Source organism: Thiobacillus sp. (genome assembly GCF_018780105.1).
GTDB lineage: Bacteria > Pseudomonadota > Gammaproteobacteria > Burkholderiales > Thiobacillaceae > Thiobacillus.
Window position 1 is genome coordinate 97,919 of record NZ_JADMKC010000022.1, and the last position, 14,005, is coordinate 111,923.

General features: G+C 63.9%; 11 protein-coding genes. 8 read left to right on the top strand and 3 right to left on the bottom strand.

Features of this window, described 5'->3' with window-relative positions:
- Window position 1 precedes the first annotated feature (1 nt).
- The 7 genes from IV098_RS12450 to IV098_RS12480 all read left to right on the top strand — a co-directional run bounded on the left by IV098_RS12450 (window position 2) and on the right by IV098_RS12480 (window position 7,492).
- Window positions 2–1,024: a GGDEF domain-containing protein gene (locus IV098_RS12450; RefSeq protein WP_296889531.1), complete on the top strand. Its 1,023-nt coding sequence runs from the start codon at window positions 2–4 to the stop codon at window positions 1,022–1,024.
- Between the two features lie 91 nt (window positions 1,025–1,115).
- On the top strand, window positions 1,116–1,673 hold the full coding sequence (locus tag IV098_RS12455; RefSeq protein WP_296889532.1) for a YqiA/YcfP family alpha/beta fold hydrolase: 558 nt from the start codon (window positions 1,116–1,118) through the stop codon (window positions 1,671–1,673).
- Window positions 1,674–1,679: 6 nt separating this feature from the next.
- A complete protein-coding gene (locus IV098_RS12460; RefSeq protein ID WP_296889533.1) occupies window positions 1,680–3,560 on the top strand; it encodes an RNB domain-containing ribonuclease in 1,881 nt (626 codons plus the stop codon).
- Window positions 3,561–3,593: 33 nt separating this feature from the next.
- Window positions 3,594–4,481 carry an energy transducer TonB gene (locus IV098_RS12465; RefSeq protein WP_296889535.1) on the top strand — a complete coding sequence of 296 codons (888 nt, stop codon included), beginning with the start codon at window positions 3,594–3,596 and terminating at the stop codon, window positions 4,479–4,481.
- A gap of 188 nt (window positions 4,482–4,669) precedes the next feature.
- The gene (locus IV098_RS12470) at window positions 4,670–5,359 is read left to right on the top strand and encodes a PEP-CTERM sorting domain-containing protein (protein ID WP_296889537.1); all 690 of its coding nucleotides are present in this window, start codon (window positions 4,670–4,672) and stop codon (window positions 5,357–5,359) included.
- Window positions 5,360–5,529: 170 nt separating this feature from the next.
- On the top strand, window positions 5,530–6,543 hold the full coding sequence (locus tag IV098_RS12475; protein ID WP_296889538.1) for a class 1 fructose-bisphosphatase: 1,014 nt from the start codon (window positions 5,530–5,532) through the stop codon (window positions 6,541–6,543).
- Between the two features lie 106 nt (window positions 6,544–6,649).
- Window positions 6,650–7,492, top strand: coding sequence for a methylated-DNA--[protein]-cysteine S-methyltransferase (locus IV098_RS12480; RefSeq protein WP_296889540.1), 843 nt, complete (start codon window positions 6,650–6,652; stop codon window positions 7,490–7,492).
- Here the strand turns inward: IV098_RS12480 and IV098_RS12485 are convergent.
- Together IV098_RS12485 and IV098_RS12490 are read right to left on the bottom strand one after the other, a co-directional pair.
- The gene (locus tag IV098_RS12485; protein WP_296889541.1) at window positions 7,462–10,647 is read right to left on the bottom strand and encodes an efflux RND transporter permease subunit; all 3,186 of its coding nucleotides are present in this window, start codon (window positions 10,645–10,647) and stop codon (window positions 7,462–7,464) included. The genes IV098_RS12480 and IV098_RS12485 overlap by 31 nt on opposite strands.
- Window positions 10,648–10,662: 15 nt before the next feature.
- On the bottom strand, window positions 10,663–11,853 hold the full coding sequence (locus IV098_RS12490; RefSeq protein WP_296889542.1) for an efflux RND transporter periplasmic adaptor subunit: 1,191 nt from the start codon (window positions 11,851–11,853) through the stop codon (window positions 10,663–10,665).
- A gap of 98 nt (window positions 11,854–11,951) precedes the next feature.
- Here IV098_RS12490 and IV098_RS12495 point away from each other — a divergent pair, with 98 nt between their 5' ends.
- On the top strand, window positions 11,952–12,596 hold the full coding sequence (locus IV098_RS12495) for a TetR family transcriptional regulator (RefSeq protein WP_296889543.1): 645 nt from the start codon (window positions 11,952–11,954) through the stop codon (window positions 12,594–12,596).
- Here IV098_RS12495 and IV098_RS12500 read toward each other — a convergent pair.
- Window positions 12,556–14,001, bottom strand: coding sequence for a deoxyribodipyrimidine photo-lyase (locus IV098_RS12500; RefSeq protein ID WP_296889544.1), 1,446 nt, complete (start codon window positions 13,999–14,001; stop codon window positions 12,556–12,558). The genes IV098_RS12495 and IV098_RS12500 overlap by 41 nt on opposite strands.
- Window positions 14,002–14,005 lie beyond the last annotated feature (4 nt).

Genomic DNA, 14,005 nt, shown 5'->3' on the forward strand with positions numbered 1-14,005 from the left:
CATGAAGTATCCGCATAGCAAAGAGGAAAGCTCGGAATTCCTGCGTCTGGCGCTGCCCTTGATGGCGCAGCAGGATGCTGCGCTGCATCCCGTCAGCTATGCGGTCTGGTACGAGTATGTTGCGGGCATCAACCATACGCTGACGATCGCTACCGATACCCTGCTGGCCAAGGGTGCGCCGCTCGCCGAAGATGACATCAAGATGCTGTTCGAGCGGCATGTGGCCGACGTCTGCAACGAGGCCGCCAGCGCAATCGTTGCGGGATTTCAGCGGGTGCTCGGCGACATCAGCCAGTCGACCGAGGTGGCCGCGAAGGAGGCCGACGTGTTCGGCGTGACTTTGCAACGCATCGCACAGGACGGGACGAATCCGGGGGCGACGCTGGACCTGCAGGCGCTGCTTGATGGCACCCAGACCATGCAGGCTTCGGTTGCCACGCTGAAGACCCAGCTGAACGCAAGCCGGCAGGAAATCGAGCGCCTGCGCGAAGAAGTCAACCGCGCCCGCGACGCCTCGCTGACGGACAGCCTGACCGGGCTGGTCAACCGCAAGGGTTTCGATCAGGCGCTGGCCAACTGCCTGTCGGGTGTCGACGCCGAATGTACGGCCGAAGGTCCCTGCCTGCTGATGGGCGACATCGATCATTTCAAGACCATCAACGACACCTACGGCCACCTGTTCGGCGACAAGGTCATCCGCGCCGTCGCCAGCGTGATCAAGGGCCATGTCAAGGGACGCGACACGGCAGCACGCTATGGCGGCGAAGAATTTGTCATCCTGCTGCCCGACACCCCGCTGCATGGCGCGCAGGCGCTCGCTGAGCACATCCGCCATTCGATCGAGAATGGCCGCATCAAGCGCAGCGGCAGCCAGGAGGCCGTGGCCCAGGTCACGCTCTCGCTCGGCGTGGCGCATTACCACCTCGGCGAATCGGCCACCGCGTTCATCGAGCGCGCCGACCGCGCCCTGTATCTGTCGAAGCGCGACGGCCGCAACCGGGTCAGCACAGCCACCGCACACTGAAATCCCGCCGCATCCTGCCTGTTGACATGCGGACGGGCGGATGGCGTGCCACCCTGGGGTGAACGGCCTGTTGCACTGGTAAAATCCACAGATGATCGTCTATCTCCACGGCTTCAACTCTTCCCCGGCATCCGGCAAGGCCCGGCTTCTGGGCGAATACATGGCAAGCATCGGCCGCCAGGCCGACTACATTTGTCCGGCTCTGCCCAACAGCCCGCGCGCAGCGATTGCCGCGGTAGAAGCCCTCCTGGCGCAGGCCGCCCCCGCTGCGGTCACGTTGATCGGCAGTTCGCTGGGCGGGTTTTACGCCACCTGGCTGGCAGAACAGCATGGCTGCAAAGCGGTGCTGGTCAACCCGGCGGTGCATGCCCATCTTTTGCTGCGCGGTGCGCTCGGCCCCCAGACCAACTGGCACAGCGGCGAAAAATGGGTGCTGACCGAGGCGCATCTGGCAGAACTGGCCGCGCTCGATGTCGCGCGCATCAGCCGCCCCGAACGCTATCTTCTACTGGCGCAAAGCGGCGACGAGGTGCTGGATTACCGCGATGCGGTGGCCTATTACGCCGGCGCGCGGCAGATCATCGAGGATGGCGGCAATCACGGTTTTGCCGGATTCGAACGCCACTACCCTACCCTTCTGGATTTCTGAGCTTTCATGCATCTCATTTTTGAAGAAGACGGCCATTTCAAGGCCGGTTCGATCCTGTCCGAATCCGACGCCACGGCACAGGTGGAAACCGCATCGGGCAAGCGCAGCAAGATCAAGGCAGCCAATATCCTGTTGCGCTTTGCTGCGCCCGCGCCGAGCGAGGTGATGACCGAAGCGGAAACGCTGACGACCGAACTCGACGCCGATTTTTTATGGGAAGCGGCTGGCACCGACGAATTCGGCTTCGAAGCGCTGACGCAGGAATATTACGGCCACGCGCCGCGCCCGGCCGAATCGGTGGCGCTGCTGATGAAACTGCACACCTCGCCGATCTATTTCCACAAAAAGGGCAAGGGCCGCTATCGCCCCGCCCCTGCCGAGACGCTGGCTGCGGCCAAGGCCGGGCTGGAAAAGAAGCGCCTGCTGGCCGAGCGGCAGGCGCATCTGGCGGCCGAGCTGGCCGCGTTCCGCCTGCCGCCCGAATACGTCTCGCTGATTCCGCGCATTCTCATCGCGCCGGACAAGAACACACTGGAATACAAGGCGCTGGAAGACGCCGCTGCCGCCAGCGGGCTGTCGCAGTTGAGGCTGATCGAGCGTTGCGGCGCCATACCCTCCACGCTCGACTTCCATCTGGCGAGCTTCCTGCTCGAATACTTTCCGCGCGGCACCGGCTTTGCGCCGACGAGCGAACCGCTCGACCCCCCCGAGTTGCCCAAAAGCCATGTGCGCGCATTCTCGATGGACGACGAGGCGACCACCGAAATCGACGATGCGCTCTCGGTCGAATGGCGCGACGACGGCAGCATCCGCGTCGGCATCCATATCGCCGCGCCGGCGCTCGGCATCGCGCCCGGCTCGGAGCTCGACAAGCTCGCGCGCGAGCGGCTGTCGACCGTTTACTACCCCGGCGACAAAATCACCATGCTGCCGGAGGCGCTGATCCACCATTACACCCTGGGCGAAACCCACGATTGCCCCGCGCTCTCGCTCTACGTCGATGTGGCATCCGACCTGCGCGTGCTCGGCACCGAGACCCGGCTCGAAATGGTCCACATCGCAGACAACCTGCGCCACGAAACGCTGGAAGTGCTGTTCAACGACACGACCCTGCGCAACCCGGACACGCCCGATTACCCCTACCGCCGCGAACTGGAATGGCTGCGCGACTTTGCCGCCGTGCTGGAAGCGGGACGCGGCAAAGCCGACACGGTGGATCGCCTCGATTACAACTTCAAGGTCGATGGCGAGCGCATCAGCATCGTGCCGCGCAAGCGCGGCAGTCCGATCGACAAGGTGGTGTCCGAGCTGATGATTTTTGCCAACGCGCACTGGGGCGGCTGGCTGGCCGAAAACCGCGTCCCCGGCATTTACCGTGCGCAATCGGGCGGCAAAACGCGCATGACCACTTCGCCCGATCCGCACGTCGGCCTCGGCGTCGACCAATACGCGTGGTCGTCGTCGCCGCTGCGGCGCTATGTCGACCTGGTCAACCAGCGCCAGCTGATTTCGCTGGTGCAGCAGACCGACCCGGTCTACCCGCCGCGTAGCGAGCAGCTGTTCTCGGTGGTGCGCGAATTCGAGCTGGCGTACGACGCCTACAATGAATTCCAGCGCAAACTCGAGCGCTACTGGATGCTGCGCTGGCTGCAGCAGGAAGCCATCAGCGAAGCCACCGCCAGCGTGATCCGCGAAGATCTGGTGCGCTTCGACTGCCTGCCGCTGGTGACGCGCGCGCCCTCGGTGATGGGCAACCCGCCCGGCACCTTGGTGCGGCTGGCGATTTCCCGCATCGACCTGCTCGACATCAGCTTCCACGCCGAACTGCTCGAAGTGCTTACGCCCGCGCCGGCCGCGCCACCTGACAGCGACGCGGCCGTCTCGTAAAATCCGGACTGCCCCCCACTTTTGACCCCGACGGTGCCCAATCCACCCCCCACTCTCGCCGAACCCTCCAGGCAAGGCACGCGCATGGCGCTGGCCATGCTGGCGTCGGCCGCGGTGCACGGTATGGTGCTGTCGACCCAGTTCGTGCAGGTCAACCCGCGCCTGTTCGAAGACCCCAACCTGCCGATGGACGTGGTGCTGGTCAACGCCAAAAGCCTGGAGTCTCCGCTCAACCCCGACGCGCTGGCGCAGGTGAACCTGGCCGGCGGCGGCAACACCGACGACGACCGGCGGCTGAAAAGCCCGCTGCCCGCCAGCCCGCAAACCCAGACCGGCGAAGAAGAAGCCGCCATGCAGACCCGCGTGACCGAGTTGGAGCAGCAGGCGCGCGCGCTGCTCAGCCAGCTGAAAACGGACGCGCCCCTGCAGCGCAACACCCCCGCCCCCGCGCCGCGCCCCGAGCAACCCGCCATCGATGCCAGCCAGCTCAACCAGCAGGCGCGCGAAATGGCGCAATTGCAGGCCAGCATCTCGCAGCAGTGGGACAGCTACCAAAAGCGCCCGAAACGTACTTTTGTCGGCGCGAACGTCAGGGAATACGCGTTTGCGCGGTATGTGGAAGACTGGGTCGCCAAGGTCGAGCGCGTCGGCAACGTCAACTATCCGGAAGCGGCACGGCGGCAGGGCGTTTACGGCAGCCTCAAGCTCACCGTATCGATCCGCGCCGATGGCACGCTCGAAGGCGTCGAAATCGACCGTTCTTCCGGCTCCAAGATTCTCGACGCCGCCGCCGTCAAGATTGTCGAACTTGCAACACCTTATGCGGCATTTCCCGATGACATGCGGAAAAAAACCGACATCCTGTCGATCACCCGTACCTGGACCTTCACCCGATCCGACCAACTGGTCGGCACCGACTAAGCCGCACGCCAAAAATATCCAATTGATTCAAATGGATGCGATCAACCCCGGTTCGCACATCCAGAGCTGAGCGTCCGCCCTCGCTTAAACCGCCGATTCGAACCCGACCCCCCCCGATCTGGAACGCGACTTGCATCTATCGATGCAGATGCCCGTAAGGCATCCCGTTTCATTTAACTGGAGTTGTCATGTCATCCACGCTGCGTTCCGTCCTGCTTGCAAGCGCCCTGCTCTCTACCCAGGCGGCTGCAACCGAGTTTTCCTTCATTTCCGGCAACCCGGCTGACGCGTTCGGCAACAGTTATTCCCAAACCGTGGGCGGCCTGACCATCACGGCGAGCGCGTGGTCCACCACCGGCCACGGCAACCGATACCAGACGGCTGAACTGGAGATTTTCAGCGGCTACGGCATGGGCGTATGCAACCGCGACGAAGGGCTCGACTGCTCGAGTTCCGGCAACAAGCACGCGCTCGACAACAGCGGGGCCGCCGATCTCATCCTGTTCAGCTTTTCCAGCGCAGTACAGCTCGGCCAGTTGAGCCTGCAGCAATTCGGCGGCGACTCCGACCTCAGCCTGTGGGCCGGCAGCGGCAGTCTGAATCTTGAAGGACAGAAAACCAACGATCTCGGCTGGGCCATGGCGGTCACCAACACCAGCCGCGTCGACAACATCAAAACCGTGAATTTATCGGGATTTTCCGGCACCTACGACTGGCTTGCGGTATCGGCCCGCGTCAGCCAACTCAACGACTTCGCCAAGCTGCGCGCATTGCAGGTCGAAGCCGTCACCTCGCCGGTGCCCGAAGCCGACAACTGGGCCATGTTACTGGCCGGTCTGGGACTGGTCGGCTTCGCAGTGCGCCGCCGTATCCGATAAGCCCGAATCGGCAACGCCGATCTGCCCGGCTCCCAAAACCCGCCCATTGGCGGGTTTTTTTGTGCCGGAAGTACCGTCTGACCGTGATGGATCGACTGTCTTTATCACGTGATAAAATATTCGATTACTTGAATATTCCTACTTACTTTATCCACTTTTTGGAGTTTGCCATGCATATCGGTACCACCCTTACCCAGTTCATTATCGAAGAACAACGCCGCACCGCTGGTGCAACCGGCGATTTCACCTCGCTGCTGAACGACGTCGTCATCGCCTGCAAGGCCATTTCCAACGCCGTCAACAAAGGCGCATTGCTGGGCGTGATGGGCTCGCTCGATTCCGAAAACGTGCAGGGCGAAACCCAGAAGAAGCTCGACGTCATCACCAACGAAATCATGATCGGCGCCAACGAATGGGCGGGCCACCTGGCCGGCATGGCGTCCGAAGAGATGGACGACTGCTACGCGATCCCCAGCCAGTACCCGCTCGGCAAATACCTGCTGGTATTCGATCCGCTCGACGGTTCCAGCAACGTCGACGTGAACATCTCCGTCGGCACCATCTTCTCGATCCTGAAAGCGCCGGTCGCCGGCCGCGCCGCCACCACCGAAGACTTCCTGCAACCGGGCGTCAAGCAGGTCTGCGCCGGCTATGCGATCTACGGTTCGTCGACCATGCTGGTGCTGACGTTCGGCCACGGCACCAACGGCTTCACGCTCGACCGCGACGTCGGCGAATTCGTGCTGACCCACCCCAGCATGAAAATCCCCACCGAAACCAAAGAGTTCGCAATCAACGCGTCGAACATGCGTTTCTGGGAAAAGCCGGTACAGCGCTACGTTGACGAGTGTCTGGCTGGCAAGACCGGCCCGCGCGGCAAGGACTTCAACATGCGCTGGGTCGCCTCGATGGTGGCCGAAGTGCACCGCATCCTCACCCGCGGCGGCATCTTCATGTACCCCAAGGACACCAAGGATCCCGCCAAAGCCGGCAAGCTGCGCCTGCTGTACGAAGCCAACCCGATGGCTTTCATCGTCGAGCAGGCCGGCGGTGCAGCCACCACCGGCCGCGAGCGCATCCTCGACCTGAGCCCGGAAGGCCTGCACCAGCGCGTGCCGGTGATTCTCGGTTCGAAGACCGAAGTGGATACCGTCACCGGTTACCACCACGAAAAGGCTGCGTAAGCAGGCCTGCACAGTCGAAAAAGCCGGGCGTTGCCCGGCTTTTTTCATTCGGCACGACAGCAGGAATCGGGTGGCCGCCACACTCCCCACGCAGTAGAGTTCCCTCATGACGAAGCTGCCTGCCGATTCCAGCCGCGACTATGCCCGCATCGCCGAGGCCATTGCCTGGCTGCACGCGCACCGCCGCGAGCAGCCAGAACTCGCCGCGCTGGCACGGCAGCTGAATCTCAGCGAGCCGCATCTGCAGCGCCTGTTCATGCGCTGGGCGGGGATCAGCCCGAAACGGTTCCTGCAAAGCCTGACGCTGGAATACGCGCGTACCCAACTTGCCGCAACGCGCGACGTACTGAGCCTGAGTCTGGCGGCCGGGCTGTCCGGGCCGGGGCGCTTGCACGATTTGTTCGTCACGCTCGACGCGGTGTCGCCGGGCGAGGCGAAATCCGGCGGTCTGGGGCTGACGATACGGTATGGCGTGCATCCGACGCCGTTCGGCGAGGCGCTCATCGCCGCCAGCGCACGCGGGATCTGCAAGCTGCATTTTCTGGCCGACGGAGACGATCCCGAATCGCTGCTGCGTGCCGACTGGCCGTTCGCCACCTTGCATGCGGATGCGGCTGCCACGGCTCCGCTGATCGCAACGATCTTCCACGCCGCCCGTCCGACTGCGCCGCTGGCGCTGTGGGTCAAGGGCAGCAATTTCCAGTTTCAGGTGTGGCGTGCGCTGCTGGCGATTCCGCCAGGCGGACTGACGACGTATCGCACGCTGGCCGAAACCATCGGTCATCCGCGCGCGGCACGCGCGGTGGGCAACGCGGTCGCCGCCAACCCGCTGGCGTATCTCATCCCCTGCCATCGCGTGATCCGCGAATCCGGTGCGCTGGGCGGCTATCGCTGGGGGCTGGTCCGAAAAAACGCGATTCAGGGCTGGGAGTCGGGCGGCGACGGATGATGCGACGGTAGATGCGCGTTCGCGTTGTGCCCCCGATGCGGATGCGCATCGATTTCTTCCGCCTTTGCCTGCAAGCGCTTGTCGCTCACCCAGTGATAGAACAACGGGATGAAGAACACGGCGAGGAAAGTGGCGGCCAGCATGCCGCCGACCACACCGGTACCGACGGCATGCCGTGCCCCGGCGCCGGCGCCCGATGAAATCGCCAGCGGGGCGACGCCGAGGATGAAGGCCAGCGAGGTCATCAGGATGGGGCGGAAGCGCAGGCGTGCCGCCTCCAGCGCAGCGGCCACGCTGGTGTAGCCCTCCTCTTTTTTCAGCACGGCATATTCGACGATCAGGATCGCGTTTTTCGCCGCCAGGCCCAGCAGCGTGACGAGACCGATCTGGAAGTACACGTCGTTGCTTTGTCCGCGCAGCCACACAGCGGCGAGCGCGCCAAAGGTACCGAAGGGCAAGGCCATCAGCACCGCAAACGGCAGCGACCATTTCTCGTACTGCGCGGCGAGGATCAGGAACACCATCAGCACCGCAAGGCCGAGCGCCAGACCCGACGCGCCGGACGAGCGCTTTTCCTGGAACGATGCGCTGGTCCATTCGTAGCTGAAATCCGGCGGCAGGGTTTTCTTCGCGATCTCGTCGACGATGGCGAGCGCCTGGCCCGAGCTGATGCCCGGTACCGCGCCGCCCATGATCTTGACCGCCTGATAATTGTTATAGCGGTCGAGCGTTTCCGGACCGGACGAGAAACTCACGCGCGCCAATGCCGACATCGGCACCATGTCGCCCTTCGCATTGGGCACGTAGAGCGCGGACACGTCCTGCGGCGTTTTGCGCGCGCCCGGCTCGGCGGACATCAACACCTGCCAGGTGCGACCGTACTTGTTGAAGTCGTTGACATAGTAGCTGCCGAGCGTGGCCGACAGCGTGTTGAACACGTCGTCGATCTTGACGCCGAGCATCTTGGCTTTTTCGCGATCGACATCGACATACAGCTGCGGCACGTGCGGCCGCCACAGCGTCAGCACCTGCGCCAGCCGCTTGTCCGCGCGCGCCGCGGCGAGGAAGGCGTCGGCCACCTGAGAGAGCTTTTCCGGCCCCGCGTCGCCCTTGTTCTGGATGTAGAACTCGAAGCCGCCCGCGTTGCCAAGGCCAAAGATCGGCGGCGGCGCGAACGCAAGCACCAGCGCTTCCTTGATGTGGCTGGTCGAGCCCATGATTTCGCCGACCATCTGGTTGATGGTTTTGTCGCGTTCGTCCCAGTGACGGGCGGCGACGAAGATGGTTGCCGCGCTGTTGCGGAAACCGCCACCGAGGAAATCGAGTCCGGCAAACGCGACGACGTGTTCGACCGCCGGGTCCTGGCGTGCGATGGCATCGATCTGCTTGACCACCGCCGTGGTGCGCGCGAGTGTCGCGCCGTCGGGCAGATAGGCGGCGCTGATGTAGTAGCCCTGGTCTTCGTCGGGCACCAGGCTGCCGGGCGTGGCTTGCCACAGCGTGAACGCGGCGGCGATCATCAGGCCGTAGATCGTGAGCGCGAGCAGCGCGCGCCGCATCAGGAATTTCACGCCGCCCTGATAGTGGCGCGTCATGCCCGCGAAGCCGCGGTTGAAGGCGCGGAAAAAACGTCCCGGTTCGTGCGGCTTTTCACCTTTGAGCAGCGCCACGCACAGGGCCGGCGTCAGCGTCAGCGCGACGATGCCGGAGATGACGACGGCAATGGAAATGGTGACGGCGAACTGGCGATACAACTCGCCGGTGAGTCCGCCCAAAAACGCGATCGGGATGAACACCGCGCACAACACCAGCACGATGGCGATCACCGGACCGGTGACTTCGCGCATCGCCAGCAGTGCCGCTTCACGCGGCGTTTTGTTCTCTTCGTGAATGATGCGCTCGATGTTTTCCAGCACCACGATGGCATCGTCGACCACGATGCCGATGGCGAGCACCATGCCGAACAGCGTGAGCGTGTTGATCGAATAGCCGAGCAGCAGCAGGCCGACGAAGGTACCGAGCAGCGACACCGGTACGGCGAGGATGGGAATGAGCGTCGCGCGCCAGTTCTGCAAAAAGACGAACACCACCAGCACCACCAGCAGGATCGCCTCGCCCAGCGTTTTCACCACTTCGCGGATCGAGACTTCGACAAAGCGCGTCGTGTCGTAAGGGATCGCGTAATCGAGACCCTGCGGGAAGGATTTTTTCATCTCCTCGACGGTGCGCTTGACTTCGTCACCCACGTCCAGCGCATTCGCCCCGGGCTGCAGAAAGATGCCGACCAGCGTCGCCGGTTTGCCGTTGTAGAGACCATTGAAGTCGTAATCCTTCGATCCCAGTTCGACGCGGGCGACATCACGCAGCTTCAGCAACGAGCCATCCGCGTTCGCCCGCACGACGATGTTCTCGAATTCCGTCGGATCGGCGAGCCGGCCTTTGGCGGTCAGTGAGTACACCAGCGACTGGCCCTGGTCGATGGGCGGCTGACCGATTTTCCCCGGCGCGGGCTGGGCGTTCTGTTCGCCGATGGCGTTGGAAATATCCGTCACCGTCACGCCGAGCTGCGCCATGCGGTCCGGCTTGAGCCAGACGCGCATCGCATAGTCCTTGGCGCCGAAAATCTGCACGTTGGTCGTGCCGGGGATGCGCTTCAAGCGATCCAGCACGTTGAGCGTGACGTAGTTACTGGTGTACAGATCGTCGAAGCGGCCGTCAGGCGAGAGAAAAGCCAGCACCTGCAGGAAGGCCGACGAGCCCTTTTCCACCGTCACGCCCTGCCGCCGCACTTCCTCCGGCAGCCGCGCTTCGGCCTGCTTGACGCGGTTGTTGACGTTGAGTGCAGCCTGGTCGACGTCCGATCCGATCTCGAACGTGACCTGGATTTCGAGCACGCCGTTGGACGCCGAGGTCGACGACATGTACATCATGTCTTCGATGCCGTTGATCGCGTTTTCCAGCGGCGCAGCGACGGTCTGTTCCAGCACCCCGGCAGACGCCCCGGGGTAGATCGCACGCACGGTGACAACCGGCGGCGCGATCTCCGGGTACTGCGCAATCGGCAGCACGCGCATCGCCAGCAGACCGGCGAGCACGACGAGGATGGACAGCACCGTTGAAAAAATCGGCCGGTCGATAAAGTAGCGCGAGAGCATGATGGCGGCCCTGGATTATTTTGTCGCCGGCGCGGCGGGCGTCTTGGGCGCCGCGCCGGCTTCGCTGGCGGCGACCGGCATGCCAGGGAAGAAAATCCGCGCCATGCCGTCGACGATCACACGGTCGCCCGCTTTCAGCCCCGTCCTGATGACCCAGCGACCCGTACGCTGGCTGGGCTCGCCACCCGTCCATGCCCCTACTTCCACGGGTCGCGGCAGCGCGAGCGTCATGCCCTTGTCGCCTGGCGTAGCCACGTATACGAACTTGCCGGTCGGACCGTCCTGCACGGCCGATTGCGGCACGGTGACCGCGTCGGGCAGCGTGCCGCCCTCGACGAGCACGCGCACGAACTGCCCCGGTTTCAGCTGGCTGTCGGCATTGGCAAATTCGGCGCGCATGTCGAACGCGCCGGTATCCGGGTTGGCCTTGTAGTCGCTGAAGTTGAGTTTGCCCGCCGTGTCCACACGGCTGCCGTCGGCCAGCACCAGGCCGATTTTCTGCGTGCCTGTTTGCAATGCGCCTTCGTCGATTTGTTTCTCCAGAGCGAGCCGTTCGTCTTCGCCGATGGAAAAACGCGCGTAGATCGGATGAATCTGCGCCAGCGTGGTGAGCGCAGGCCCAGTGGAGCTGACCAGTGCGCCTTCGACCTGCAGGGCTCGCCCCATCACGCCGCTCAGCGGCGCACGGATTTCCGCGTAGCCGCGACTGATGCGCGCGTCGGCCAGATTGGCCTCTGCCGATTTCACCCCCGCATGCGTGACGTCCACCGCCGCTTGCGTGGCATCGAGCGCGCGCTGGCTCAAAAAGCCTTGCGCCGCCAGGGACTGGTTGCGCGCAAGTTCGATCTGCGCTTCCTTGAACAGCGCCTGGCGATTGGCTACCTCGGCCTGGGCGACGCGCATTTGCGCGGCGAGACTCGCGCTATCCAGCGTGTAGAGCAATGCGCCCGCCTTCACCGGCGCACCTTCCTCGAAGTGGCGGCGTTCGATGAGCGCCGCCACGCGCGGCCGGATTTCCACCTCGCGCGAGGCCTCCAGACGGCCCACATATTCAAAGCTCACCGACACGCGGCCTGGCACGACCGTCTCGACGGTGACCGCAGCGGGTGGCGGCATGCCGCCACCCGCTGCGGTGGCCCCCTGCTTGCCGCACGCAGCGAGCAAAACGGCAAAACTCAATACGATGAACGTAGCAAAGCGATGCATGTCGCTCCCCTGGATTGCTGTTGGATAGCGGCTATGATAATCACATACATTCATGAATGTAAATTGATTCACCCACAGTTTTTATGGACAATCCCCCCATGGTCAAGAAAACCCGTGAAGACGCCCTCGCCACGCGCGATGCCCTGCTGACCGCTGCGTTGCAGGTATTCCGCGAACGCGGCGTGGCCCATACGCGGCTGTCGGACGTGGCCGAACGCGCCGGCGTGACGCGCGGCGCGATCTACTGGCATTTCAGGGACAAGGCCGAACTGTTCGCCGCCGTATGCGAGCGCGGCACGATGCCGGTGGAAGCGCTGCTTGCCGAAGCCAGCCGTAGCGCGCAGTGCGACCCGCTCGCCACGGTGAAGCAACTGGCGCTGATGGCCCTCACCCAATTAGCCGAACACGCCGACACCCAGGCGATGTTCGATGTGATTTTCCACAAATGCGAATTCACCGACGATCTCGCGTCGGTCGTCGCCAAGAACGACGCCGACCGTGCGTCCTGCCTGTCGCAGGTGCAAGGACTGTTCGATCAGGCCGTGGCCGCCGGCCAGTTGCCACCCCACGCCGATACCTATCTCGCCACGCAGGGCCTGCATGCCTACATGGTGGGCCTGATGCACGAATGGGTGCTGAACCCGGCCAGTTACGATCTCGCCGCCTGCGCCGAGCCGCTGCTCGACTGCTACCTCGCGGGGCTCACGCTGCGTCCGCCGGTGTGCGCTCCCCTCGCGACTTGAACAGCGCCAGCGCCTGCACGCGCTGCACCGCGTGGTCAACGATGGGCGCGGGATATTCACTGCCAACCCCCACACCAATTCGCTTTTGCTCGGCGGCAGCCAGCGTCCATGGCGCGTGGATGAACTTGTCCGGCAAAGCAGCCAGTTCGGGCAGGTAGCGGCGGATGAACTTGCCCTGCGGGTCGAACCGTTCGGACTGTGTCACCGGGTTGAAGATGCGGAACCACGGTTGCGCATCGCAGCCGACCGACGCCGCCCACTGCCAGCCGCCGCTGTTGGCAGCGAGGTCGAAATCGATCAGCTTGTCGGCGAAATAGCGCTCGCCGAGCCGCCAGTCGACCAGCAAATCCTTGGTCAGAAAACTCGCCGTCACCATTCTCAAGCGGTTGTGCATGTAGCCGGTCTGATTCAATTGCCGCATGGCAGCATCGACCAGCGGGTAGCCGGTGCGCGCTTCGCACCACGCTTCGAAATGCCCCGGCGGGTTGGGCCACGGCAGGGCGTCGAGTGCCGGTTTGTAGGTATGGCCCGCGGCGACATCAGGACGGTGCCACAGGATCTGGTGATAAAAGTCGCGCCAGATCAGTTCCGACAGCCAGGTCTGCGCGCCGCGGCCGCCCTGCTGCCAGGCCACCGCGGCGAGCTGGCGGATGGAGACGGTGCCAAAGCGCAGGTGCACCGACAGGTACGACACGCCCTTGACCGCCGGGAAGTCGCGCGCCTCCTGATAGTGCTCGATCCTGTGCAGAAAATCCTCGAGCAATTGCGCCCCGCCCGCCATGCCGGTGGGCAGCTTCAGCGCACCCAGGTTTGTGGGCACGAAACCCAAGGCCTGTAAATCCGGAACCGGCGTCGACACGTCTGCCAGCTGGTGGGTATACGCATCGACCGGATAGGCGCGCAGGTCATACGGCGTCAGCCGCTTGAGCCAGGCATTTTTGTAAGGCGTAAAAACGCTGAAGGGCGTCTTGCCGAGGGTGAGCACTTCCTCACGCTCGAAAATCACCGTGTCCTTGTAATGGTGGACGGCAATGGCGCGGCCACGCAACGCGGCCTCGACCGCAGCATCGCGCGCCTGCGCCGCCGGGTCGTCGTCGTGATTGAAGAAAACCGCGCCGGCCTGCAACTCGACCGCCAGTTGCACGATTTCGTCGCGCGCCACCCCATGCCGGACCACCAGTCCACCGCCCTGCGCCTGCAGGGCCTGCTGCAATTCGCCGACGCTGGCATGGATAAACTCGACGCGGCGGTCGGCGGGGTCGGGCAGCGCATCCAGGATTTCCCGATCGAAAACAAAGGCGCATACGACTTCGCGCGCCTGTTTCAACGCATGGTAAAGCGCGGCGTGGTCAAAGTTGCGCAGGTCGCGGCGAAACCAGACGAGGGCGCGGGCGTATTCAGGCATGGCT

Excerpts from the sequence above, each read along its gene's own strand:
- IV098_RS12450 (WP_296889531.1), top strand. The coding sequence starts at position 2 with ATGAAGTATCCGCATAGCAAAGAGGAAAGCTCGGAATTCCTGCGTCTG.
- IV098_RS12455 (WP_296889532.1), top strand. The coding sequence starts at position 1,116 with ATGATCGTCTATCTCCACGGCTTCAACTCTTCCCCGGCATCCGGCAAG.
- IV098_RS12460 (WP_296889533.1), top strand. The coding sequence starts at position 1,680 with ATGCATCTCATTTTTGAAGAAGACGGCCATTTCAAGGCCGGTTCGATC.
- IV098_RS12470 (WP_296889537.1), top strand. The coding sequence starts at position 4,670 with ATGTCATCCACGCTGCGTTCCGTCCTGCTTGCAAGCGCCCTGCTCTCT.
- IV098_RS12475 (WP_296889538.1), top strand. The coding sequence starts at position 5,530 with ATGCATATCGGTACCACCCTTACCCAGTTCATTATCGAAGAACAACGC.
- IV098_RS12480 (WP_296889540.1), top strand. The coding sequence starts at position 6,650 with ATGACGAAGCTGCCTGCCGATTCCAGCCGCGACTATGCCCGCATCGCC.
- IV098_RS12485 (WP_296889541.1), bottom strand. The coding sequence starts at position 10,647 with ATGCTCTCGCGCTACTTTATCGACCGGCCGATTTTTTCAACGGTGCTG.
- IV098_RS12490 (WP_296889542.1), bottom strand. The coding sequence starts at position 11,853 with ATGCATCGCTTTGCTACGTTCATCGTATTGAGTTTTGCCGTTTTGCTC.
- IV098_RS12495 (WP_296889543.1), top strand. The coding sequence starts at position 11,952 with ATGGTCAAGAAAACCCGTGAAGACGCCCTCGCCACGCGCGATGCCCTG.
- IV098_RS12500 (WP_296889544.1), bottom strand. The coding sequence starts at position 14,001 with ATGCCTGAATACGCCCGCGCCCTCGTCTGGTTTCGCCGCGACCTGCGC.